Below are 24,121 nucleotides of genomic sequence, written 5' to 3'. Positions count from 1 at the left end.
TTTTTAATCCGGCCTGAACGGTTATGTTATTTCCCGTAGAAGGACCGGACGACTTTGATGACGTATTCGATCTCTTCGTCGTTGGTTTCGACGTTCATGGGCAAAGAGCATACTTCGCGGCTTAATGCTTCGGTTTCGGGGAAGCCGCGGTCGACGAGCTTGAGGCCCTCATGCTTATAATAGGGCTTGCGGAACTGGGTCAGGACTTCGACGCCGTTCTTTTTGAGGTAGTCGGAAAATTCGCTGCCCTGTTTGGACCTGAGGGTATAATTTTGGTAGACGTGGTCGAAGCCGGGTTTATCGTAGTGGGGCAGCAGCAGGTCCGGGAGGTCGCTGAGCGCTTCCTTGTAGCGCGCGGCGACTTGTTTTCTTCTTTTGATGCCTTCAGGCAGATGGCGGAGCTTGACGTCGAGGAAGGCTGCCTGGAGGTTGTCCAGGAGGCAGGTGAAACCGTGACCGAAGTATTCGCCGGTTTCGCGGTCTTCGCCGTTGTAGCGCATCCGACGGGCGAAAGCTGCCACTTCGGGATCGTTGGTGGTGATGGCGCCGCCGTCGCCGTAACCGCCGAGAATTTTGAAGGGGTAGAAGCTCCAGCAGCCGGTGAGGCCCCAGGCGCCGGCCATTTTGCCGTTGATGCTGGCGCCAAGACTTTGGCATGCGTCTTCGACGACGACGAGGTTATATTTGGCGGCGATGTCCATGATGCGCGGCATGTCAGCCATCCAGCCGCTGAGGTGAACGGGCATGATGCCTTTGGTTTTTTCGGTGATGACTTCTTCGATTTTATCGCAGTCGATGTTGAAGTCTTTGGTGACGTCGACGAGCACCGGGGTGGCGCCGACGTTGACGATGGCGGAACAGGAGGCGACAAAGGTGTGGGCGGGAACGATGACTTCATCGCCAGCACCGATGCCGGCGGCCCTGAGGGACATATGTAGGGAGTCGTAGCCGCTGTTGAGACCGACGGCGTATTTTGTGCCGACGAATTTCGCCAGGTTTTCTTCGAATTGCTTGAGGTGGGAACGGTCGATGTATTCGCCTTTTTCCATGACATCGAAGAAAGCGGCGTCGATTTCGTCTTTGATCATGTGGTAGTTTCTGACCGGGTTTACGAAACGGACTTTGTTAATCATTAAAATAATTCCCCTTTGTATCGTTTTTGTGTGGCGTATGAGCTGAGATTCATATTTCCGGGACTCCTACCACCCCGCCACCGGTTCGAGTGGAGAAGAGCGTCAGGATGGTGCAGACGATGATTTTGATGTCTACCCAGAGATTGTGTTCCCGCACGTACTTCAGCTGCAGCTTGAGCTTCGTTGGCCTGATCAATTTGGCATAGGCCTCGTCGGCGTCTTTTATGCCCGAGGCTTCGATGATGTCGCCCTCGTTGTGGAATTTTATCGAAGACCAGTCGGTGATGCCCGGGCGTAGTGTCAGGATGGCTTTTTCTTCTTCGGTGTACATGTCGACAAATTTCTGGACTTCCGGCCGCGGCCCGACAATGCTCATGTCGCCAAGGAAGACGTTAATAAGCTGGGAGAATTCGTCGAACTTGAATTTGCGGATAATGTGGCCGATTTTGGTTACCCGCATGTCGCTGCCGCTGGTGGAGTCGGCACCGATTTTGTCGGCGTTTGGTACCATGCTGCGGAATTTGAAGATACGGAACGGTTTTCCGTAGCGCCCTACTCGCACGCCCCGGTAGAATACAGGTCCGGGAGAGTCGAGTTTGATCGCTACAGAGAGGGCGATGAGGATTGGAGAAAGAAGAATAAGGCCGATTGATGAGCATACGAGGTCGAAGAGGCGTTTGAGCATAAGTCCCCCTGTCAATATTTATGTAACATGCTGGAGTATGTGGTCTCCCCAGCCTGCCGGACCAATAGGCGTATGATTAACGAAGGCACAGTTCTTCGCCCTGCGGCGCCGGGGACGGCGGATCCGAATTTTGCCTAGGCTTGTCACTTTTTGCATAACTACATTTATTATAATAGACGCTCAAAAAAATGCCAAATGCTTTAATTATCCAGCGGGCCGCCTCCTTCGGGATTGAGGCCTGTTCGGGCTGTTAGCATTTTTATCTGTTGGTGTTAATGCACCTACGCCAAGACATAAACGTCAATAGTCCGAGTAATGATAATCCGCTTAAAACGGCAATGATACACCCCGTGATACTATTTGCGAAAAAAAGCGCGCCAAGAATGACGCCCAGTGCAATCGAAAGATTAAGGGAGTTGTGCGGAAAACTTACCATGGCGTCGAGGGGATTGCGGAGTATGGCGTAAATAAGATAGGGGAAGGCACCGCTGATAATCCATTTTATGATTCCCGTCGCCGCCAGAAAATCGTTGCCGAAGAAGGTTCCGAGAATGTTCTTCATTAAAAAAAACAAACCCGAAACCAGTATTAGGCTGCCCAACATCGATAGGCCAAGGGTCTTTCTCACAAGAGAGGCTATTTCGGGAAAGCGCTTTTCGGCGTTCATCTTACTGATTAACGGCAACAAAATGACACCTACGTAGTCGAAGAAACCGCAAATCAACTGCAAAAAAGAAAAACCTAACGCAAAATAGCCTGCTGTTTCAACACCGGTGATATGGGCGATACTGATCACCGGAACAGAAAATAGGCCAAAGAGGGCAAACTCTCCTGGAATCCGCGGGAGGCCGAAGAAAATCAGTTTTTTCATCTGTGGAAAAAGTTCTAACCTGCGTTTAGGGATTCCCTCTTTTATAAAAAGAATAAATACGAGGTATAAGGTGGCCAAGACAAACCAGATAAGGCCTGTGTAAAGGATGCTTTGCGCCGGGCTGTTTCCGTTGGCAGCAATCGCCCCCATCGGCACCAGACCAATACTAAAAAGTTGAAACAGGTTCGCTTCCCGTATTTTAAGGCTACCGCGCAGGTGCGAATATACCAGGGTATAGAAACAAAGACCGAATACTGCGGCGTATATAGGCATAACAAACCCTTGATATTTGCTATTCCCAAAAAGCAGGTGACTTATTTCCTGCGGGAACAGAAAAACGAGCAACCCGCAAAAACCAAGGTTTACGATTATAATCAGCAGCCCGGATAGCAAATAGGCGCTCTTTTCCGTTTGTCCACTTTCCTGATTCCCGGCAATAAAACGCGGCAAGCTTATGCCGAGTCCCATTAGCAGCGGGTAAGTTACTAACGCTATCCCGCGACGAGCAATCTGGTATTCGCCGAAGCCGACACTGCCGAAAAAGTCGGCGGCGATTTTGAGGGAAGCCGCGCCCAGGGCGAAAATGCATAGTGTGGTTATAAATGTATGCGAATATAAGTTGCGAAACATTTTAGTGACCCGTCTCTTCTAGTAATCCGGCAACAAGCTTATAAACGGTCTCAGGTTTGAGAACCGCCATGCACTCGGCAGTTTCCCCGCATTTCGATGGTACCGTGCCGTCAATGCACGGTTTGCAAAAACCTTCTGCTCTGATGTGCCGGCAGTGGGCGCCGACAGGAGCGCATTTCCCCGGGTCGCTCGGTCCGAAGATGCTGAGAGTTGGCGTGCCGACAGCCGCTGCCAGATGCCCGATTCCGGAGTCGTTGGCAATCATTAGTCGGCAGCGCTGAATGAGTCCCATTACAATGCTAAGAGGCTTGTCCAGAATTAGGCTGCAATGAGTAGACTGATTGGTAATCACTCGCGCCTCTTGTTGTTCTGTGCCAGTGGCGAAAATCAGAAAAAAGGCGTCAGCGTTGTTTTGGTGTATTAGCGCCAGCAGTTGCCGGAAGTGCTCGGTTGGCCACCTTTTGTACGATTGGGTTTCTCTTGAACCGCAGTGAATACCGATGACAGTTTTGCCTGTTCCGACTATTTCTTTGATAATGGCATCATTCTGGGGGCTTGAAATGGTTACCTTCGGCTGCGCGGGTGTGGTTTCATTAATTCCGAACGCATTTTTTACCATAAGAAGGTTGCAAGTCATCCGATGGCTATTCCTGCTTCTTTTCGTCGCTTTATCAAAAAAGCTTATATTCCCCTCATAATCTCCAATAGTACAGCCGGTCTTCAGCAAGTTAGCGAACAGGCAGCTTTTCCAGGAGCTGTGCCCACTTGTGATCAAAACATAGTCGTATCGATTTTTCCTTAGTTCGTAGATTTGCCTTACGGTCTCAAACCCACCACGTTTTAAATAGATATGTCTTGTCTGCGGATAGCTCCGCACAATTTCGGCAACCGGCCGATATCCTATGAAGTAGTCGAACTTTGCTGAAGGGAAATGCTTGAAGAGCAACTCCAGCGCCGGAGTAGCCATTATCATGTCTCCCAAGCCAAACGTATGGATGATAAGGAATTTTTCTGGCTGATGCAATTTGTTCCCCTCGCATTTGTATGCAGCTTGCGATATTTTTTATTAGATCTTCTTTTGGCCGATAATCTCCAGGTGGTGAGCGAAATTACTGTAAACAACATCGGCATTAAACTGTTCGTTGTATAGTTTGCCTGCGTTGACAGCCATTATTTGTCGCTTGCCTGGGTTATTATATAAATCCATCAGCTTGTCTACCAAGTCGGTGGGATCACCATCCTGGTAAGTAAACCCGGTTTCGGTCTCCGCCAGTAGATTGCTTAGGATCCCTTGCAGGCTCGTCAGGATGGGGACGGAAGCCGAAAAGTATTCCGCAGGTTTATTTGGCAAATTGAGGGTGAAATTGTCTATGTTTACGTAGGGTGCCAAGCCTGCGGATGAGATCCGAAGCAAATACCATATTTTAGCTGAATTGACCCAGCCCGGGAAAAGAATATTGTCGCAATCCTTAGCTAGTTCTTTGTATGAGGCAAGCTTCTCGCCACTCCCACATAGAACAAAGCGAAGAGACATGCCCTTGCTTTTACATTGTCTTGCCGCCCGAATCACAGTCTCAAAGTCGAAATAACGACCCATATTTCCAAAGAAGCATACAATAAATTCTTGCCGGCTTTCTTCAATACCGAATTCCCGCCAGTATTCTTTTGCTTGTTCGATTTCTTGCTCATTTGGTACCTGACTGGAATAGCCCATGAAGAATTCTTTGTCATACTGTCCTAGCGCCCGTCTGGCTTTTTTTAAGCCCCATTCAACAAACGGGGCGGTACATCCCGAAAGGGCGGTCGCTTCTCGACACGCCTTTTCCGCCAGTAGAAAAGCCGGAAAAAGGGCGATTTTCGCCATTCCTTTCAAATAAACCGGAAACAGGTCGAGAAAAATATCCGGCCATAAATCGCGGATATCGACAACCACTGGCACCGAATTTTCGCGTCCAAACTCGGTGGCGGCGGCCGATAAGGCAATTGAAGGTAGTGAGGTCAAGATTATATCGGGACGGTCCTCATTTCGGGACAACTTGCGGAATTTCTTCGCGATTTTAATGTGATTGATGATTCTGGCTAGAGATACATTCTTGCGGTAGCCGGGAGCATAAAGCATGTAAATACGCAGGTTGTCGTTTATCGTAACGACCTCGTCTTTTAAAGTTCTGTCGCGTTTTAAGGCATGGTCAAAGGATGACGTCCACCATGTGACATCATGGCCGCGGCTTGACAGGATTTTAGCAACCTGGCCGGAACGGTGTAGCCGTTGCTTGCCCGCATCTGTCGGCAGTGGCTCGCCGATTGTGACTATCCAGATTTTCATCGCTTCTCCTTAATAGGCAGACTCTTTTTAATATAAGGCAGTGTATAGAAGTAGCCGAAGAAGATAAAAGAAGCCAGTAATATCGAATTGTAGTTAAAAATACTCGAATTGAAGTTCCACATCGTGACCCAGTAAAAAATTGATAACACCGGCATCCATCGCAATTGGCCCATTTTTAGGCGACTATATGAATATTCTCCGAGAAAGCCGGCAAGATAAAATACGAGCAATGACCCAAATAGTCCAAAATCGAGTATCAAAGGCCGGAAAACGGTGTAAACGTTCGATAAATTATAGGGGCCAGGAAAAAGAACAACAGATTCTGCAGGCGTTCGAACCGAATAACCGAGAAAATTGAAAATGCCAGCAAACGTATACCGTCCCCACCCATACCCCTCTGAAATGCTTTGTATGTAGGTCGGGAACCAGTGCGAAAAAGCTACTATATGTCCGATAACCAAGGTAAGCGTATAATTTCGAAAGCCAATCAGACCGTCAAAAGGGATTCCGCTGGCAGCCGGGGACCAAGATTTCCATCTGGCGAGAATTAGCAGGGCAAGCAAAAGGCAAATACCCACACAGACGGCCATAAACCAGAGCAACGTCTTCGTTGTAATTACGCGCCGGAAATATACCTTAGCAGCTAAATATGATCCGACCCAGAAAAGCACGGGAAATAGGAAGGAGAGTTTAGTAGTTACACAATAAGCTATCGATATTGCAGGAACGAAGGGCAAAAAAGCCAGATATCGAAGCGATGTTTTCTCGTAGGCGACATAATAAAATCCGCCGAGCATCGCCGCTAAATATACTCCCCCAGTCATACCTGAAACAATGGACGGTATTTTATTCTGGATATGCAGCGGTTGTATTTCTTGCATAATAGTAAAAATCTTTGCTGTAAAAAACACCTCAATCGGACTGTGCCCCAACATGTGGAATTGAACAAATAGCGCTCCGAGTCCCACCGAGCTACCAAATATTATCAGTACTCCCAGTCCGGGAAAGCGGCAATCTTCTGGTGTTATTTTTTGGCAATTATTGCCACTATAACGCGCAGTGGCGGCTCCGCTGTATATGCAAGTGGCACTCAAAAGTATCCAGGCAATGGCCAGCACGGATACTTTTGAAAAAGAAATAAATAATAAGGGGATACTCACCATGATAAAACAGACTAGCGCCCAAAATCGACTCGGCGATAACCAGTCGTTTCTTGCATTCCTTTGGTAAAGCCCCACTGATAATAAGGATAAAGACAACAGGATTACGCCTATTGCGTGCATGATGAAAACACCTACTCTAGAAAATGCATTTAAAACGAATTCCGTTTCACTTCGCCCTTTTATGGCTGCTGGAAATTTCCTCAAGACTGGCGACCAACTTACCGTAAACGTCGTCTACTGCGAATCGCTCCTCATACAATCGGCGAGCATTTTTCGACATTGTCTCAAGTAGTTTTGGTTGTCTATACAAATCAGCTAATGTATTGGCAAGTTCACGCGGATTCTCCTGCTTATAAGACACCCCACAACCGTGATGGGACAGTATCTCCGCCACAGTGCCTTTAAGACTCGATACTATGGGTAATCCCGCCGACAAATATTCAATCACCTTGTTAGGAATTGACATTTCGAAATCAGTAGTACTGTAATAGGGCGCTAAGCCGACGTGTGACGAGCGCATCATCGTCCATATTTCCGCCGCCCCTACCCAGCCAGGGAATATCAGACTCTTGCAGAAACCAGCAAGTTGTTTGTATTTCTCAAAGTTGTCGCCTGTACCGCACAGCACAATACGGATGCCGGCATTCTCCTCCTCAAGTATTTTGCCGACTTTTATCACCGTCTCCAGGTCGAACTGCCGACCCATTGTGCCGAAAAAGCATACCGTGAACTGGTCATCGCTGCCGCTTATGCCATATTTTCCCCAGAATTTTCCTGCCGAACGTAAAGCTTCGTCTTTCGGTTGAACCCCTGAGTAGGCCAGCGGAAAATCCCTATCCCAACAGGTCGCGGTCCGGCCGGCGTAATCTAGCCCCCATTGAACGATCTTCGGGGTTATGCCGATTATGGCTGTCGCCTGCCGACAGATGGAGCGCACCATGTGGAAATAGGGCAACAGAAGCAATCGTCCCAACGGCCGCATAGCAGTAGGAAACAGGTCGACAAAGATGTCTGGCCAAAGGTCTCGAACATCGACAACAACAGGAACATTATGCCGCTTACCGTATTCTACGGCCGCTTGGGAAAGTTCCAGCGTCGGCAACGAAACCAAAATGACGTCTGGTTTTGTTTCTTTTGGCGCAAGTTCGGAAAAATGACGGGCAATCCCGATATGGTTGAGAATCCGGCTGATTGAGACATTGGAGGCGTATGCGCATGAGTGCAGGAAAATCATGCGAAATCGTTTGTCCAAGTCGACGACGGTATCGCTTGTAAAGCGCTGTTTTTTGGCCATATGGTCAAAAGTTGATGTCCACCATATCACGTCATGACCCTGCCCGTGGAGCAAGTCCGCCAATATGCCGGCACGGTGCAACCGGACGCAGCTGCCATCGGTTGGCAGCGGTTCGCCGACAGTTATCAGCCAAACACGCATGGTCGTTACCTCTGCCTTCTTTTGTTATGCAAAAACCTGGTTAAAGACGATGCTTCCTCGGGATCAACTAAAGCGAGCAACCTATGTTGCCGCTACTTGCTTCCAAGTGGTTCTCGAAAAACAATCGTAGCCGGCCGGTCCCGAGGAATCCTAGGAAGGACAAAGCCCCTTACTTAGGAGTCGAATACGGGATGGCTGCGATAAGTTCGTACAATTTCCTTGCCGTAACCACGACATTAAAATCGCGCTCGACAACTTGGCGGGCATCTTGGGAAAGGCGGAACCAAATATGCCGATCTTCCAGCAATTTCCCTATCGCCTGAGCGAGACTGTCCGGGTCCTGCTGTGGAACAAGGATTCCACCGTCTGAGACCAACTCCGGAATACCGCCGGTGGCAGTTGCAACAACTGGAATCCCGTAGGCCATCGCCTCCATAAGAGCAACTGGAATACCTTCGTGTTCGCCGTTGCCGAGATCTACACTCGCCAGAACGGTGAAGGCAATGAGGCCTTGCGCATAATACCCCATCAAGGTATCGTGGCTCACTTGCCCCAAAAACTTTACGTGATTCTCCAGTCCCTGACTCATTACCTGTTTGGCAAGCCGGTTCCGCAACTCCCCTTCACCAGCAAGCCAGAGTTCAAAGTTAACGCCTTGCTCTATAAGTATTTTTGCCGCCGACAATAAGTTGCAGTGCCCTTTTACAGGAATTAAGCTAGCCGGCGATAGAATAACGTTTTTCTCCCGGGGTGACCGGACTGGCGCAGGTAGCTGAGGCATTTCAATCCCCATATGGATGACGTTCAGCTTACCGTCCTTATCGCCGCCGCTTAACATTTCTACCAGGGCTTTGCTTTTCAGGGATATGCACCGTCCGAAAGTAGCCTTTGTCATTTTAAGAGTCAACAGGTTATTCAACACTATGTCCCCGCGATGAGCCGTGAAGCTCCAGGGCAGGCCGGTAATCTCGGCGGCAATCATGCACAATGTCGCAGAAGTAGCCAGCCAGTGGACATGCAGATGGGTAAAATTTTGCCGGCGAATATAGTCTGCTAGCCATAAGGCCTTGGGAAAAACAGCGAAATTTTTTAAAAAGGTAAGAAGGTTGCGACTGCGAAAGATCCAGGCTAAGCATTTGCTTGACCGGCCGGGAGCCGAAAGCAAGGTCCTCAGTGCCCCCATCATTATTGCCACTGAAAAAAGCGGGGCCACAAGACTATTTATTTGTTCCGTTTCGCGATGAACAATGTGTCCCCGGGGACACATGGGAATATTCAGGATACTGTGCCCTTGCCGCTGCAATTCCTTGATTTCTGTGATGATGAAGCTTTCACCTGGACCACAGGGTAAACTGGAAGTAATAAATGCAATTTTCATTCTTTCTCATGCCGTTGCAGTGCAAGTATGGAAGCCATAAATGACAACCGCTTTTCTTCCAATTCATTGTAATCAATGAAGGATATATTTTTTTTCGGTAACACAAAGTTTTTCATTTTATATGAAAAATCTATAATCTGCATCAGATAATCGTCAATGTTATTTTCAGTATTAGGTATTTCTAGCATCCAGTTCGGCAGGCCTTCCTGCCCCATAAATGCAGTATCATTGTAGCCAATAATTACCGGTAATCCATAAGCTAAATACTCTCGAACCTTCAAGGGACAGGCCTCATTCATGTTTTTTCTATGCAAGGCAAGTGTTCCGATTCCGATGTCACTCAGTTTCATTATTGCTTCATATCCTTCTTTATGCAAATATCCATAATAGGTCATGTTAGGTGGGGCAGTTTTATCCGGACTAACTCCGATAATATGAAATGCAAGCTTCCCAATGGAGTTTCGTGCTAGCCTTATCAACTTATCAGTCCCCTGCCAAGGCTGATCATTACTACAGAGAAAAACTAGTTGCGGAATAGAATTATCCTTCGGAACTTTAAGGGTTCCGAATTGTTTCAGGTCGATTCCATTGGGTACAACGAGGGATAGTTTGCGAGATTTCCGGTTTTCCGGCAGAGTTAGCAATTCTTCCGTTACACCAATAAGCCCTGCGACCCTTTTTAAGAGTATTCTTCTTGTTAATAAGTTGTAATAATATAGTAGCTTTCCTTTAATGTTATTTTTCGCCCTTAAACGATATTCTGAAATATCATCGGAATTAATCTCAATAACTGTAGGATATTGTCGTACAAGTAAATTCATGAAGGGTTTGAAAGGTTCGAAACGGAGGTAAATAATTTCGGGTTTATAAGAGCGTATACTTTTTACAAGGTTGCGCGGTTCAGCTAACCACATAGAATTATGAAACAAACGGTGACCATTGCAATAATCACTTAACGGCTCTTTCACATTGATAATAGCAAAAACTTCTACTTCATGGCCCATTGCTCGCCAAATCTTTGCTTGCTGTGTAATTTTCTTTGTAACTCCGTCTTCTTGTCTAATATCATGAGTCAACAGGTATGCAATTTTCATTATTTTTTCACCTTTGCTACAGCATAGGATTCGTCTAAACGCTTTAAATAATTTTGATCAAGCAAATTTATGTTCTTTTAAAAAATCCTTTGTAAAATTCATACATACTTTTTATAAGTTTGTACTTAATGCTTCGTTCATCTGAGGGATAGTCTTCAAATTCTTTGTTGGGCAATTCCATCAGTCGGTAAAACTCAGTCTCTGTAATTCCAAATTTGCTATTAACGAACCGCAAATCCTCTTCCAACAAGTCCGGCGGGTAAATTGGCTTCTCCAAGTCTTGTATAGCTTCATCTCGTGATATCTCCCCCGAAACAATTAGGGAGGAAAGATGAGCCTTACGCTTGTCATAATTAAACTTGTTGGGAAGAATATATCCTTGTACAAAACGAGTATAAACAGATTCATAATGTTTCCCGCCGTAATACTGCCAGTTAAGCTCCTTTTGCAGGATCTCAATCGCCCCGCTTTTTGAGTAATCCAAATAATCCAGCAGGTTAATTATTTCTAATCTATTGGTGATTCGATAATATATTTTCTTCCAAAACGATAGGTGAGGAAACGACTTAAGTTCTTTGCCACCGAACCTTTTGTTTATAGCTTGAATATATCCCCAATCTTGGTGACCGTGCGACCATCTTCGCGGTAATATTGACTCAGTGTTTATATTAGATCCAAAGATCATATATTTGATATTATGCTTCGTTGTCATGGAGCGTAAAACCGAATTTATCGCATGGTCTGTTGGTATCTCTAAGTCAGGAACAGACGCCCGTAAAAAGGCCATTTGCAAATATTTAAACTCATTCCAATCCAATACATAGGTATAAAGATCTATATTAAGCGTCTTGAGTGCTTTTTCAATATTGCTTACACTCAGTTCCGAATTCCACCCATTATCAACATGAACGGCAAGCGGACGCAAACCTAATTCTTTTACTTTATATGCTACATAGGTACTGTCGACACCTCCACTTACACCAATAAGACAGTCGTATTCTTTCCCTTGCCCGTCTTTTTTAATTTTTTCTACGATTGTCTGCAACGCTTTTTGTTTTGCGATAGGATCAGCAATGATGTCTTTAGCGATTGCCCGTTCCGCAGATTTGCAGTGATTACATTGTCCTTTTTCGTCAAAGACGATTTCTGGATCCGTAGTATCCATGACGCAGCGTACACACTGTTGATATCCCATATTTCGCGCTCCTTCCAAATAAGACACTATAAAAAGGCCTGTTTAAGTTCCTCTTCTGAAGGGAATGTGATTAATACCGCCCGATGCTTTCCATGAAAGACAAACATGCTACCTGCGGAAACGGCCGAAGCGCCACTTTCTTTGATGGCTCTAGTGAAATCATTTACTTTACCAGCGCCACCACATGCTATAACTGGGATGTCAACAGCTTCGGCAATCATTTTGATTAGGCTATAGTCGTATCCAATACCCGTGCCGTCTCGATCCACTGAGTTGACGAATAATTCGCCGGCACCACGCCTTTCAACTTCTTGCGCCCACAATACCGGATTTAGTTTCAGCGCCTTTGTCCCCCGTTGCCCCGCAACAGAATACCTGCCCCAAAAATCCTTCTTAACGTCAATAGAGACGACGATACTTTGGCTGCCGAAGGTACTGCTGGCAGCTGAAATGAATTCCGGAGTGTATATGGCCTTGTTGTTGATGGACACTTTTTCAAAACCTACGCTGAGGATGGAACTAATGTCTTCCAATGTGGAAACTCCTCCACCGTAGCATAGGGGCATAAATGCTTCGCTACAGATTCTTGACAATTGATTAAGAGCTGGTTTACGGTTTTCCATTGATGCCGTGATATCTAGCAGTATTAGCTCGTCCACCGATTTTTCGTTAAAAATTTTCACAGCGTTGATAGGATCGCCAACATACTGGGGGTTTTGAAACTTGATCGTTTTTACCAGCCCCGAATTCATGAGCAACAGACAGGGAATTACTCTAGGTCGGAACATATCAGCAACACTCCGCAAAGTTTCTTAGCAATTGAAGCCCAAAACGATGGCTTTTTTCTGGATGGAACTGTACCCCGAAAATATTGTTCTTTTGCAATACCGATGCGAAATTGATACCGTATGATGTTTCGGCTAAAATAATCTGTGGCTCGTTAGGATGGGCATAATAGGAATGGACGAAATAATATCTAGAATCAACAGAGAGCTCTTTTAATAGCAAACTACTACGTCGAACGAAGATGTTATTCCACCCCATGTGTGGGACTTTTAGCTTTTTGTCGGATTCGACGAATTTAAAACGAACGGATGTAAAATTGAGCCACCCCAGCCCCTCGGCAATCCCTTCTTCACTACCTTTTCCTAGGAGCTGCATCCCAAGGCAAATGCCAAGTATGGGAATTTCCTTTTTCATGACTAGTTCATCAAGAAGCGGAATGAGGTTTTTCACCCGCAAATTCGCCATGCCTGTATCAAAAGCTCCTACGCCCGGCAAGATAAGCTTGTTCGCCCGGGACAATACCTTTTCATCTGCTGACAGCTCCGCCTTCGCGCCGATTTTCCTTAGCATATTCAAAATTGACCCAGGGTTGCCAACCGAATAATCAATTACGGCAATCATTTCCGTCCTCCCAAACTGCATCCCAAGGTCGGAATGCCCCTTAACCAATATTAAGCAATATTTTTACCGCTTCCAGTGCTTTACTCACCGATGGAACTATTAACTCTTTTGACCTTAGCATCTCTTTTGCCGAAATTTGGTCGGTAATAGCAGCCAATATTTTAGGTGGATTATAGGCCGGTCGTACCCAACCCTGTTCTATTTCCCTGGCAAAGTACTCTTCTGCATAGCGGTGAACTACGACCGAAGGTGTTTTCATGATTTTCGCATCAATTACGGTTGCCGACCATTCCGTTATCATGACGTCGACGTTTCGAAGCAACGCCATCAAAGGCAAAGTATTACTTATTGTTAAGTCGATATTGGCCTGACGGCACTCCCGGTCTAATTCCTTGTTAATATGATTACGTTCTTCCTGGGTCATGTAAGGATGGAACCTGATATACCACCGCCAAGATGAAGGGGCCTCTTTTATCGTTTGTACAATCACTGGCGGAATAAGGCCACCTGTTTGTAGTGTAACAAGAATTCTTTTTTCGTTTATCTTACCCGGAAACTCTTTTGCCAGTATTTTGTCATAGTAGTTACCTATCTCGTTCTTGGGGTCGAGCCATAGCTCTTCCCAAGAGTTCCCACCAACGATTGCCTGATGATATTTCATTACACCGTTGTTCCATGAATTTATCGTTGCAACGTCGTCTTCAGACCAGCACCAGAAAATTTTGGGCAATAACTCGTAGCCTGTCAGAGGAACCTTCGTCCAACGGCTGTATGAGCCGTGGAGATTTCCAGCCACGCCGTGCTGAATATCGACGGATATAATTCCCATGCGCCTGCAAGCCAAATTCATTGCTAGGCCGGCAGTGCTACAATAATCACAAACCATAGCTAAGCTAATTCTTTTGCTTTTAATTACTTTTTCAAAGTATGCAGCAGTCCTGCTAATTACAAAAACTTGCTTAAGTAGTTGTTCTGGGGAGGGAAGAGAGAAATAAATGTTCCGTTCTTCTAGGGCTCGGCGAAAGTCATCATAGCTAGGTAACTTAACCTTAGCCAAAGGCTTCCGGTTTGCCAAGAATTCTATTTCGGCTTTTATTCGAATCCAATCAAGTTGTGCTTGCGAAAAGTGGGATATACTGTATCTCGGTAGCAAGTAGTGGTTTTGCGGCGCGATTTCATATGTCAATACCCGCTTGCCTAACTTCTTTATTGCATCCGAAATATAATCACAATGGATATCATAGTATTGGCCATTCGGCAATTTTAGCAATCGGTCTTTAGTTGCTGAAATTATTAAAACGTCAGCTCTTTCGGTACAATCATTATGCTGGTTGTCTTTTAGTGAAGCCGATAACTGCCGCAATGCACCTGAACCAAAAGATATTATTTGTCGAATTTTGTTAAGAATTCGTTTATCTCCGGTGGTTTTATAACGCTTAGCTTCACTCCCCTGGGCATTGAGTGTGAAACTCAAAGGTATCCGTATTAGCGGCCATATATGAATATCGGCAATCGTCCAGTGTTGAACAGGAAATTCATTCTCTAATTCATTGATTAGGGACATATCTTGTTCGAGCTTCATAATAATCTCCTGTTAACTTACTGGATGCTCTAAGGAACAAAAACCAACTTGGGCTATCTTTTTAGACTCCGCTGTGTTCATATTGAAAACCGTTCTGCCTACATAGAATGTCTCGTTCTGACGATTGCAGATCATGGGTCACCATCATCTTGACTAATTCCGAAAAAGCAGTTCGGGGTTTCCAGTCGAGCAAATTGTTTGCCTTCGATGGATCACCGAGCAAGAAATCAACTTCCGTAGGTCGAAAATAGCGCGAGTCTATTTTTACTAGCACTTTGCCGGTTTCTGAGTCTATCCCCGTTTCGTCAATACCAATTCCCTTCCAAACTATACTTATCCCGACTTCTTTAAATGCCAGTTCAACAAACTCGCGTACTGTATGAGTTTCGCCTGTGGCTATCACATAGTCATCTGGCTCCGCTTGCTGTAACATCATCCACATTGCTTCAACGTAGTCGCCGGCATAACCCCAATCCCGACTTGCGTTAAGGTTCCCGAGGAAAAGATTCTCCTGAAGACCTAGTTTGATTCTGGCGGCGGCCCGGGTAATCTTGCGGGTGACAAATGTCTCTCCACGCTTGGGGGACTCATGGTTAAATAGTATACCGTTGCATCCAAAGATTTTATATGCTTCGCGATAATTGACCGTAATCCAGTATGAATATATCTTCGCAGCAGCATATGGGCTCCGCGGATAAAAGGGGGTTTTCTCGTTTTGGGGAGCAAAATCGGCGGTTTTCCCGAAAAGCTCGCTCGTTGATGCCTGATAGAATCTGCATTTCTGGTTCAACCCCAGAATACGTATTGCTTCTAGAATTCGCAATGTTCCAAGTGCATCGGCATTTGCGGTGTATTCTGGCGTCTCAAAAGAAATATGGACATGACTTTGCGCAGCCAGATTGTAAATCTCGTCAGGTTGAACCTGTTGAATTATGCGGATTATATTTGTCGCGTCGGTTAGGTCACCGTAGTGAAGGAAAAATTTAACGTCCGTCTCATGGATATCGCGGTAGATATGGTCGATTCTTCCGGTATTGAAAGAAGAACTTCTGCGGCGCAGTCCGTGAACGATATAGCCTTTATTTAACAGAAACTGGGCTAGGTATGCCCCATCTTGCCCTGTTATCCCGGTAATCAATGCTACTTTTTTCATAGTTGCTCCTTTTGGTATTTTTTTCCATCATATTAACAAAATATCCCCAGTTTTTCTGGCAATCGTTTTTATTACGCTACCGCGCCTCATGGAGTCGGCTATCAATGGCGTAAGCCGCTTATCAATGGTCGATAGGAGGGGCAGGGAAAACCCCAGACTAACAAACCTCGCTAATAGCTTGACGATTGCGGGATAGTGCACTGGCTCAATGCTTGTAAAGCTTGCCTCGCAAAAATGGGCCAGCAGTCTGCTGAGAGTAAAGTCCAACGATTCGTGTTTAATTTCTGCGACTTCAAACCCGCAGGTTCCTAGAATTCGCGCAAGAGATTGCGGTGACCAATAGTTCAGATGCTCAAAACCGAATACACAGACATGCTTTTCTTTAACGATTTTGTAGATCAGGCCTTCGATATTGGGAACTTCGATGTATATTACACAGCCGTCGTTAGCGATCCGGTTCATTTCATACAGCATTCTCTTCGGATCAGGTACATGTTCAAATACGTCCCGCATGTAAATGACATCGAACATCCTCGCGGAAAACCGGGCTGAATATAGATCGGCGTTAATGATGTTATCACCGAGCAAGTCTTTTACTTTCATGCAGTTGTTATAGTTAAGTTCGACCCCATAAGCATTGTAACCATGTTCTACCGCCTTGCGAATAAAAAACCCACTGCCTGTACCAATTTCGAGAAGATTGCCTCTGTTTCCATCCGTTCTTTTGTCAGCGAAGTTTTCAAGTAAGTTGAGGTTAGTTTCGTTAATGATGTCATCTAGCTTTATTGTCCTCGGTACGGCGTCGAACTTTCGTTCGTTATAGATGGCGGTCCATTCGCTATTATAAAAATCGTATGTTGCCTTTTCGTTCAGCCGTGGATTCAGAAAAACCATACCACATTCGGAGCACTTTACAAATTTGAACCAATCCTTTTGGAAATATAATTTATGCGCGGCCAAATCACAGACTGGACAATTAATCTCTTGCGCATGCTCTGGTCGTAAAGATCGCGTATTGTGGTCAAACCATTTTTTGTGCTGATTTATTAAGGCCGATTTCAGTCTATCTTCGTAATTGTCCATCAGCAACTCACCCATATTCCCATGTTATTTGCAGCTCCGGATACTTCTGTATAGTCTCGCTATTTTGCTTCTGACGAGCCTTTTCATTTGAATACGCCAATACTTGATGTGTTCAAGCCAGACGGGATTTGTTTTTTTGATCCACTTACTTATTTCCGTCCAATCCGTTCCACCTATGTCGAGCAGTATGGAAATCACCGCTTCGGCTTCAGCCACCAGGTTGGGAGAAGGATAAAGATATTTGACCAATCCCTTCAGTTGCGTTTCCGCTTGTCTTTTTCTTTCCACTTCGGACCATTCAACCTCGACCTGAACCCGCTTCAAGTTCCGTGCCCACGGGCTGTCCTTGTGCATCACTTGGTGGTAATGATAGGTATCCTCGACCCACCCATGCCTGAACCCGGACTTTTCGACCAACTCCTTCAGGACAAGATCTTCCTGGCGATATACGTAGTCGTCATCTATTTTTTTTAATCCTTCGACAAAGGCTGACCTCTTCCCCATCTGACTCCCGGCATAAGGCCGTGGTTCATCTCCTAGCTTGTCGACGTTTTTGTACTCAACCATAACTGTTATCTGCTGAGGACAACCAAACCAGTCGTAGTTTTCTTGATGTTTTTTCATGGCACAGAACCAGTTGTCAGGCAGATAAACATCGGAATGCAAATACAAAAACCATTCGGTTTCTACTTCCTCAATCAGCAGACGCAAACAATATCCCAAAGAGGTGTACTGGTGATGATCCAAGACGATAACGCGGGGAAATTCTTTCGCCACGTTAATGGAATTGTCTATGCACCCTCCGTCGGAGATAAGCAGACGATTGACCGGTACTTCCCGGTAGATGGAAAGCAGGTTGGCGCGCCACAATTCGTTGGTGTGAATGACTGGAATAATTACGTCCACGGCGTTCTCTGGCTCTGAGCGATAACGATCGCGAAATGTTTCACTGCTATAGTAACGTTCAAAAATCGAGGAAAAAGGGGTATCGCAAGTTTCTCTATTGGCCGCATCCAGTTTCAAACCAATGCCCCCTCGTCTCTCAATAGAATTTGGATCATCTGTTCAAAGCTTGTCTTCGGTTTCCAGCCGGTAGCTGCCGTTAGTTTTTGCGGATTTCCTATCCGCAGGAAGCTGGGTTTTTGGATCAGTTCGACATCTTCGATTACGTATTTCTCCCAGTTGAGCCCGAGTAACGAAAATGCCGTCACTACAAAATCGAGAACGGTATGCTTCTGTCCGGTGGCGATAATATACTCTCCCGCTACATCAATCTCCAGCAAGCTGTGCATGGCCTCAGCGTAATCGGGTGCAAAGCCCCAGTCTATTTCGGCCTTTAAATTCCCCAGCACCAACTTTTCGGTTTGGCCGTTTTTTATGTCCACAGCGCTTTTGATGATTTTCTTCGATACGAAATTGGGGCTCCGGTAGCGCGATTCATGGTTGTAAAGAATGCCGGTTGTCGCGAATACGGCGTATTTGTCGCGGTAATATCGGCAAGCGAGCAGGCCGGCAGCCTTGGTCATGCCATAAACACATACCGGGTTCAGAGGTGTCTCCTCATCCTGGCATTCACCGGTTCCATCGCCGAAAACGTGCGACGACGCGGCATAAAACAAGCGTGTTTTAGTAGCATGTTTGCGGATTGCTTCGAGAAAATGAACCAGATACTCTACATTTACTCGATAGCTCTTCTGAAAAAGCTCTATTTCGTCCAACTGAGAGTCCTGCGACGACTGATGGAAAGCAGCCAAATAGTATACTTCGTGGGGTTGAAAGTCCCTGAGCAGCGCACGCACTTGTCCGAAATCAGCGATATCGATGACTGTGCGCGGATATTCAATCTCGGTAGTAGTTACCACTTCTCTGGCTATTCCAATGATAGCGTAGCCGCGATTTTTCAATTGCTCATGTAATATCGTACCATCCTGCCCACCGGAGCCAACGATAACGGCCCTCTTCATACTTGTTCTGCCTCAGGACCGGAAAAAGGCTCCCGCGAGCGGATTGTCTCAAATACTACTTCGAGATGCGGGAGAGGAAAACACAGCTTGCCACCGGAAGCCAGCAACGCTTGCTCCCGTTGAATGATGCTGTCCCGGAAGTGCCAAGGCAATACTAGGAAGTAATCCGGTTTATAGACGCGAGCCTCTTCTTCTGGGATGATGGGTATCAAGGTACCTGGAGTAAAGCAACCGAACTTATCCCGATTAACTTCAGCTATATATGGAATATCCTCAGTTGACAGACCGCAATACTGCAGAACGACGTTACCTTTCGTCGAGGCCCCGTATCCGGCTACCGTCTTACCGGCCTTTTTCGCCCTGGCGATGAAATGGACTAGTTGCTGCCGGTGGCGTTCGACACTGTCACGAAATTTGTCGTAAATTTTGAGACCGGATAAACCAATCTTTTCCTCGGCCAAAAGAATTCTTTGGATTAATGAAGTGCTTTCCGGGTATGGAGCACCAACTTTAGCGGCGGATACTGAAAAGCTGCCACCGTTGACGTCATTGAATTCAATGTCGGTTATTTTCAGGCCGACTCTGTCGGTCATCCATTTTATCTGCTTTAAAGCATAATATTCTAGATGTTCGTGGCAGATTGTGTCGTAGGCGGTCGCCTGCAACATCGCCGGTATGTAGCTTTGCTCGAATACCCATATACCGTTGTCGGCTAGGGACTCGTGAACATCCCGCATGAAGTCTAGTGGCGATTCCAAATCGTAGAACATTGAAATGGATGTGATAACTTTCGCCTTTTGTTCGCCTACCCTTGCTTTGAGGGTCCGGGCCGAAAAGAAGTCCGGAATAAGTTGGATGTGCGCAGGATAATAGTCTTTGAACTTGACGCCTGTAGGATCAATCCCCAGCAGGTTTAAGCCGTTTGGGGAGTATCCCTGCAGCAGGGTGCTGTCGTTGCTGCCGATATCGATTACTAAATCGCCAGGCTCGAGAGTCACCGCCTGCTGTATTTTTTGCACTTTATTGTGAAGGTGTTTTACCATCGACTGGTTCAGTCCGGAGCGATAGCCGTAGTCATGACCGTACATTTCACCCAAGTCATAGGAATGCCGTAGTTGGACTAGTCCGCAGCCTTCTTGCCCGTTTAAATCCATACATTTTACCAATTCAAGCGGGCCGGACGAAATCTTTCTTTCCCTGGTTTTCGGGAAGATGCCTGTCAAGTATTGCTCTCCGAGATTAATAATGGGGATAAGATGAGAGTTGCCGCATATTCTGCATCTTTCAATCGGTTTGGTCATTGCTTCCTCCTGCCCGCTTTTTTCTAATTATTTCCGGAACGCACCATTGCTGGCCATGAGCGACGCAAATAGTTCGAGCAATCTTGCCCCGGCCCGCCCGTCAAGGTTTCCCCATTCTTTCATACAACTTCTTTGCTTGGCCGCATAGAGTTGAAAAAAAGCTTTGTCATAAGCGAGTCTGTTGGTATACTCAATATATTTTTCTTTTTCTTCGAAGGTCAATACTCCAGGCACTTTGAGATAGTCGGCATAGCGATATTTGTAAACATCATAATTTACGACCGGTTTGCCACAGGCAATTGCCCATTGTATAGTTGAAGAAACCGCTGTTACAAAGAAATCGCAGAGCGGAATTAGGTCAATGATCTTTTCTTGGGTTATTTTAACACCGTACTTTTCTATATACTCCATATCATCAATAATTACCGACGGGTGCAAACTGACGATTACGTTGTATTCCTTAAGATTGGCAAGCGTCGCCAACCAAAACTTGACCATTTCTTCGTAGGTGTCAAAGTCACAGTCCGGTCGCCAGTAACCGTACATCATGTTCGGCGGTAAAGCGGTCAATATTAGCGGTTTTGCGTTGTTTAAGCCGAGTGAAAAACACAGCGCCTCGAGTCTAATTTCTTTTTCTTTTAGTCCAACTGCCAAATCATCATGGGCGACAGTTCCGGTTAGGACAAGTTTTTCGGCTGGAAGCCCTTCCTGACGACAGTACCTTCGCATTTCCTCGCTTTCGACTGCGATTGCGTCGGAGTGTCCACTATGAATAATCCATGGTAGCTTCGGAGCCATACCAAGCAACTCTAGGGCGATAACCCTACCTGCAGGAACACGCAACAGGCTCCTCCCTTCATGTTCATAAACCCATTTGGGGAATAGTGCGCCAACAAATCGGTTAAGCCAGTTATCCATGCTGTGGTCGGGATTGTGCATTACCGAGTACACGGTTTCTAGTTTGCTACCCATCACAAACGGAGTGATTACGGTGGATATCCCGCATAAATGACCTGCTTTAATGAAAACGGCCGTATCATGACCAATAATATCCCCGGCCAGGACAACTAACTCTATGTTATGGTCTTTTATCAGCGATTTTACGGAGCGAATTCTTAGTAATAAGTGAATAAGCTGGTTTTTCGTTATGACGGACACTAAATACTGATAAACCTTCAGGTATCCATTTGCCTTGCGTAGCATCGCTTTTACCGTATTGTCAAGAAGATATGCTATTTCGTTGGTTTCGCACTCACGTAGATGAACCAGGGTGGTCGGGTAAGCCATAAGATATATTACCGGTTCATATTTCCCTGATTTTTTGAGCAATCTGGCTATTCGGAAAAGCAGGGGGAAATACGACCCGGTGTTGACGACTAGTAACACTTTTTGTTTTTTTTTACTTTTCAAACGCACAAGCCTTTAACCCTTCATTTTTTGTTAATCTTCCCATAAGATAGGGATTATTCAGTATGAGCTTTGTCAGGTATTCTTGTCCAAAATTGTTTAGGTGGTGATGGTCGGAAACGAACATATTCTCTATGAGTTCTTTCGGGGAGTTTACATATTCGTCGAGCCAAAACTGACTGTGCTTCTTTAAGACTTCGTTGTATTCAATAGCCCGCTGCCGAATTAGCGGCGTTACTTTGACATAACCATCGCATACCGGAGCAATCGGAATAAAAATACTATTAAACTGTTTAGAAATATGCCGAATGTTTTCCTGGAACGAGAATAGATCAATATTGCTTATATCTCTAACAACTGTTAATTTTTTAAAATATCTTCTAATAATCCGTCTAACCAATGACTGAATTCTTCCAGGCAGATATTTTATTAATCGCAACTCAGCCGTACTAATTGCTCTGGGCGCACAGTCACAAATCCCTATTTGGTAGACTATTAAATCTGGTTTATAATACGGCAAAAACCGCAATAAGTCATAACGTACTTGGTGCGAATCTAGACCGTAACATACTATAGAATGGGTTTCAACTCCCATATTCTTCAAATGATCGCGCACTTTATATACCCAAGTATCTTGAAAATACAATTGCTCTGGAGAAAATCTAGGCCCCCCAAGAGAGTCGGTGACAAATAAAATCATTTTTATTCCCCTTACTGTGCGCAGCATTTCAGCTGATGGTCAATGACCTGTGAAGGAATGGAGAAAAAACCCGTTGCCTCTGCCGGATTATAGTTATGGTAGTTGTAATTGTCACGATACTCTATGATGATAGGTGGTAATACATCGTCTAGTTCGTCAAAATTCGGATGCGTAGCAATAGCTTCACTAATATGGAAGTAACTTGGATATTCGCCTGCTCGCAATTGGATGTCTGGTATATCTATTGTCGCAGAGCCTATTGCTCCAGGAGGGATGATGTCTCTCGTCATTATGTGCTCTACTGAGGTGATGGCCTCGCGACCAGGGCCTGACCGAAAAGCAATAAATATCTTGATCCCACGCATGGTGTTAAACACCTCGTAATTGAGACGAATCCTCAAGGTGTCGCCCATACAAAACATGTTTTGGGGAATCCCTTCAGAATCAGTTATTTGGACATCTATAAATCTGACCCTTCCACTACCTTCCCTTCTTGCATTAGTAGTCAACTCCCTGGTTACGAACCGATCTCTGTGCAGAGATTTTACGTAGTGATTTATGGCGCCACTACTTAATCCGTCATACACCACTTTTCCCTTCTCCAAGACAATACCTCGTGTACAAAGACTTTGTATGGCACGAATATTGTGACTGACAAACAGTACTGTCCTTCCAGAATTTGCTACATTTTTCATTTTTCCTAAACATTTTTCTTGAAACCCGGCGTCGCCAACGGCGAGTACTTCATCTACTACTAATATTTCTGGTTCGAGATGAGCGGCGACTGCAAATGCAAGACGTACATACATGCCTGAAGAATATCGCTTCACTGGCGTATCCAAAAACCTATCCATATCTGCAAAGCTAACAATCTCATCGAGCTTTTTTTTTATTTCCGAGCGGGACATTCCAAGAATTGCGCCGTTGAGATATATGTTCTCCCTACCAGTCAAGTCAGGATGAAAGCCTGTTCCTACTTCAAGTAAGCTTGCAATCCGTCCTCTCATTTTAACCACACCCATAGTTGGGGCCGTAACACGACTCAAAATCTTTAACAACGTTGACTTACCTGCCCCGTTCCGGCCAATAATACCAACAATGTCTCCCTGGTTAACGTCAAATGATACATCATGTAACGCAAAGAAATTATCTTGTCGATTTTCGGCACTATGCCCCGAAAATGTTATTTTTGTGTTTGGATCTTCTTTGCCTCGTACATTTGCCCACCAGCTTTGTAAATCCCTATAAAGAAGATTATGACCGATACTTCCCAACATATATTTTTTAAATAGATTTTCGGCTCGGATAACTACACTCATATCATCATTCCTTGTCTGGTTAGATTGTATCCATAAACGTCTTCTCGACCCGGTTGAATAGAAGTATTCCTACTGCTAAGATGGTCACACTCAGGCCGAAACTCAGACAGCTTTGCCATAAATCTAGTGATCCTGCACCTATAAACCCATAACGAAAAGTCTCAATAACAGCCGCCATTGGGTTGAGAAGATATAACGATTTCCACGCCTCAGGCACTTGAGATAATGGATACACAATTGGCGTAGCATACATCCATAGTTGAATCCCAAAGCCTAGTACAAATGTTAGATCCCG

At 45.5% G+C, this 24,121-nt stretch carries 21 protein-coding genes; all 21 read right to left on the bottom strand.

All coding sequences use genetic code 11. The features are described 5' to 3' along the window. Nucleotides 1-26: 26 nt before the first annotated feature. A complete protein-coding gene (locus Q4T40_21780) occupies nucleotides 27-1,133 on the bottom strand; it encodes a DegT/DnrJ/EryC1/StrS family aminotransferase (GenBank protein MDT8903870.1) in 1,107 nt (368 codons plus the stop codon). Between the two features lie 49 nt (nucleotides 1,134-1,182). Beyond that, entirely contained in the window at nucleotides 1,183-1,818 is a 636-nt protein-coding gene (locus Q4T40_21775; protein MDT8903869.1) for a sugar transferase, read from the bottom strand. Between the two features lie 259 nt (nucleotides 1,819-2,077). Then, the gene (locus tag Q4T40_21770; protein MDT8903868.1) at nucleotides 2,078-3,319 is read right to left on the bottom strand and encodes a hypothetical protein; all 1,242 of its coding nucleotides are present in this window, start codon (nucleotides 3,317-3,319) and stop codon (nucleotides 2,078-2,080) included. A 1-nt stretch (nucleotide 3,320) separates the two neighbouring features. Further along, a complete protein-coding gene (locus Q4T40_21765) occupies nucleotides 3,321-4,286 on the bottom strand; it encodes a glycosyltransferase family 9 protein (GenBank protein MDT8903867.1) in 966 nt (321 codons plus the stop codon). 99 nt (nucleotides 4,287-4,385) lie between these two features. Then, a complete protein-coding gene (locus Q4T40_21760; GenBank protein ID MDT8903866.1) occupies nucleotides 4,386-5,645 on the bottom strand; it encodes a glycosyltransferase family 4 protein in 1,260 nt (419 codons plus the stop codon). Then, on the bottom strand, nucleotides 5,642-6,928 hold the full coding sequence (locus Q4T40_21755; protein MDT8903865.1) for an O-antigen polymerase: 1,287 nt from the start codon (nucleotides 6,926-6,928) through the stop codon (nucleotides 5,642-5,644). The genes Q4T40_21760 and Q4T40_21755 overlap by 4 nt, the downstream gene beginning before the upstream one ends. A 46-nt stretch (nucleotides 6,929-6,974) precedes the next feature. Continuing rightward, nucleotides 6,975-8,243 carry a glycosyltransferase family 4 protein gene (locus Q4T40_21750; GenBank protein MDT8903864.1) on the bottom strand — a complete coding sequence of 423 codons (1,269 nt, stop codon included), beginning with the start codon at nucleotides 8,241-8,243 and terminating at the stop codon, nucleotides 6,975-6,977. Between the two features lie 169 nt (nucleotides 8,244-8,412). Next, entirely contained in the window at nucleotides 8,413-9,621 is a 1,209-nt protein-coding gene (locus Q4T40_21745) for a glycosyltransferase family 4 protein (GenBank protein ID MDT8903863.1), read from the bottom strand. After that, nucleotides 9,618-10,715 carry a hypothetical protein gene (locus tag Q4T40_21740; protein MDT8903862.1) on the bottom strand — a complete coding sequence of 366 codons (1,098 nt, stop codon included), beginning with the start codon at nucleotides 10,713-10,715 and terminating at the stop codon, nucleotides 9,618-9,620. Before Q4T40_21740 ends, Q4T40_21745 begins: the two co-directional genes overlap by 4 nt. Before the next feature lie 67 nt (nucleotides 10,716-10,782). After that, complete coding sequence (locus Q4T40_21735) at nucleotides 10,783-11,910, bottom strand: N-acetyl sugar amidotransferase (GenBank protein ID MDT8903861.1); 1,128 nt, start codon at nucleotides 11,908-11,910, stop codon at nucleotides 10,783-10,785. A 26-nt stretch (nucleotides 11,911-11,936) separates the two neighbouring features. Beyond that, nucleotides 11,937-12,698 (bottom strand): AglZ/HisF2 family acetamidino modification protein, encoded by a 762-nt coding sequence (locus Q4T40_21730; protein ID MDT8903860.1) that lies wholly within the window; start codon nucleotides 12,696-12,698, stop codon nucleotides 11,937-11,939. Between the two features lies 1 nt (nucleotide 12,699). Then, a complete protein-coding gene (gene hisH, locus Q4T40_21725) occupies nucleotides 12,700-13,317 on the bottom strand; it encodes an imidazole glycerol phosphate synthase subunit HisH (protein ID MDT8903859.1) in 618 nt (205 codons plus the stop codon). 40 nt (nucleotides 13,318-13,357) lie between these two features. After that, complete coding sequence (locus Q4T40_21720) at nucleotides 13,358-14,899, bottom strand: hypothetical protein (GenBank protein ID MDT8903858.1); 1,542 nt, start codon at nucleotides 14,897-14,899, stop codon at nucleotides 13,358-13,360. Between the two features lie 61 nt (nucleotides 14,900-14,960). Next, nucleotides 14,961-16,052, bottom strand: a complete 1,092-nt coding sequence (gmd, locus tag Q4T40_21715) for a GDP-mannose 4,6-dehydratase (protein MDT8903857.1) — start codon at nucleotides 16,050-16,052, stop codon at nucleotides 14,961-14,963. 27 nt (nucleotides 16,053-16,079) lie between these two features. Beyond that, on the bottom strand, nucleotides 16,080-17,135 hold the full coding sequence (locus Q4T40_21710; protein MDT8903856.1) for a class I SAM-dependent methyltransferase: 1,056 nt from the start codon (nucleotides 17,133-17,135) through the stop codon (nucleotides 16,080-16,082). A gap of 24 nt (nucleotides 17,136-17,159) precedes the next feature. Next, nucleotides 17,160-18,158, bottom strand: coding sequence for a glycosyltransferase family A protein (locus Q4T40_21705; GenBank protein MDT8903855.1), 999 nt, complete (start codon nucleotides 18,156-18,158; stop codon nucleotides 17,160-17,162). Continuing rightward, complete coding sequence (locus tag Q4T40_21700; GenBank protein ID MDT8903854.1) at nucleotides 18,155-19,099, bottom strand: GDP-mannose 4,6-dehydratase; 945 nt, start codon at nucleotides 19,097-19,099, stop codon at nucleotides 18,155-18,157. Before Q4T40_21700 ends, Q4T40_21705 begins: the two co-directional genes overlap by 4 nt. Beyond that, nucleotides 19,096-20,400 (bottom strand): class I SAM-dependent methyltransferase, encoded by a 1,305-nt coding sequence (locus Q4T40_21695; GenBank protein MDT8903853.1) that lies wholly within the window; start codon nucleotides 20,398-20,400, stop codon nucleotides 19,096-19,098. Before Q4T40_21695 ends, Q4T40_21700 begins: the two co-directional genes overlap by 4 nt. 27 nt (nucleotides 20,401-20,427) lie before the next feature. After that, entirely contained in the window at nucleotides 20,428-21,816 is a 1,389-nt protein-coding gene (locus Q4T40_21690) for a hypothetical protein (GenBank protein ID MDT8903852.1), read from the bottom strand. After that, entirely contained in the window at nucleotides 21,800-22,507 is a 708-nt protein-coding gene (locus tag Q4T40_21685) for a hypothetical protein (protein ID MDT8903851.1), read from the bottom strand. The genes Q4T40_21690 and Q4T40_21685 overlap by 17 nt, the downstream gene beginning before the upstream one ends. A gap of 11 nt (nucleotides 22,508-22,518) precedes the next feature. Continuing rightward, nucleotides 22,519-23,826, bottom strand: coding sequence for an ABC transporter ATP-binding protein (locus Q4T40_21680; GenBank protein MDT8903850.1), 1,308 nt, complete (start codon nucleotides 23,824-23,826; stop codon nucleotides 22,519-22,521). Nucleotides 23,827-24,121 lie beyond the last annotated feature (295 nt).

The sequence above is a fragment of the Selenomonadales bacterium 4137-cl genome (genome assembly GCA_032334055.1).
In the GTDB taxonomy this organism is placed as follows: Bacteria; Bacillota; Negativicutes; order Sporomusales; family UBA7701; genus Anaeroselena; species Anaeroselena agilis.
Note: the sequence above shows the minus strand (reverse complement) of the source record. Positions and strands in the feature narration are given on the sequence as shown.

Coding starts and splice junctions, on each gene's coding strand:
- Q4T40_21780 (MDT8903870.1), bottom strand. CDS start 1,133: ATGATTAACAAAGTCCGTTTCGTAAACCCGGTCAGAAACTACCACATG.
- Q4T40_21775 (MDT8903869.1), bottom strand. CDS start 1,818: ATGCTCAAACGCCTCTTCGACCTCGTATGCTCATCAATCGGCCTTATT.
- Q4T40_21770 (MDT8903868.1), bottom strand. CDS start 3,319: ATGTTTCGCAACTTATATTCGCATACATTTATAACCACACTATGCATT.
- Q4T40_21765 (MDT8903867.1), bottom strand. CDS start 4,286: ATGGCTACTCCGGCGCTGGAGTTGCTCTTCAAGCATTTCCCTTCAGCA.
- Q4T40_21760 (MDT8903866.1), bottom strand. CDS start 5,645: ATGAAAATCTGGATAGTCACAATCGGCGAGCCACTGCCGACAGATGCG.
- Q4T40_21755 (MDT8903865.1), bottom strand. CDS start 6,928: ATGCACGCAATAGGCGTAATCCTGTTGTCTTTATCCTTATTATCAGTG.
- Q4T40_21750 (MDT8903864.1), bottom strand. CDS start 8,243: ATGCGTGTTTGGCTGATAACTGTCGGCGAACCGCTGCCAACCGATGGC.
- Q4T40_21745 (MDT8903863.1), bottom strand. CDS start 9,621: ATGAAAATTGCATTTATTACTTCCAGTTTACCCTGTGGTCCAGGTGAA.
- Q4T40_21740 (MDT8903862.1), bottom strand. CDS start 10,715: ATGAAAATTGCATACCTGTTGACTCATGATATTAGACAAGAAGACGGA.
- Q4T40_21735 (MDT8903861.1), bottom strand. CDS start 11,910: ATGGGATATCAACAGTGTGTACGCTGCGTCATGGATACTACGGATCCA.
- Q4T40_21730 (MDT8903860.1), bottom strand. CDS start 12,698: ATGTTCCGACCTAGAGTAATTCCCTGTCTGTTGCTCATGAATTCGGGG.
- hisH (MDT8903859.1), bottom strand. CDS start 13,317: ATGATTGCCGTAATTGATTATTCGGTTGGCAACCCTGGGTCAATTTTG.
- Q4T40_21720 (MDT8903858.1), bottom strand. CDS start 14,899: ATGAAGCTCGAACAAGATATGTCCCTAATCAATGAATTAGAGAATGAA.
- gmd (MDT8903857.1), bottom strand. CDS start 16,052: ATGAAAAAAGTAGCATTGATTACCGGGATAACAGGGCAAGATGGGGCA.
- Q4T40_21710 (MDT8903856.1), bottom strand. CDS start 17,135: ATGGACAATTACGAAGATAGACTGAAATCGGCCTTAATAAATCAGCAC.
- Q4T40_21700 (MDT8903854.1), bottom strand. CDS start 19,099: ATGAAGAGGGCCGTTATCGTTGGCTCCGGTGGGCAGGATGGTACGATA.
- Q4T40_21695 (MDT8903853.1), bottom strand. CDS start 20,400: ATGACCAAACCGATTGAAAGATGCAGAATATGCGGCAACTCTCATCTT.
- Q4T40_21685 (MDT8903851.1), bottom strand. CDS start 22,507: ATGATTTTATTTGTCACCGACTCTCTTGGGGGGCCTAGATTTTCTCCA.
- Q4T40_21680 (MDT8903850.1), bottom strand. CDS start 23,826: ATGAGTGTAGTTATCCGAGCCGAAAATCTATTTAAAAAATATATGTTG.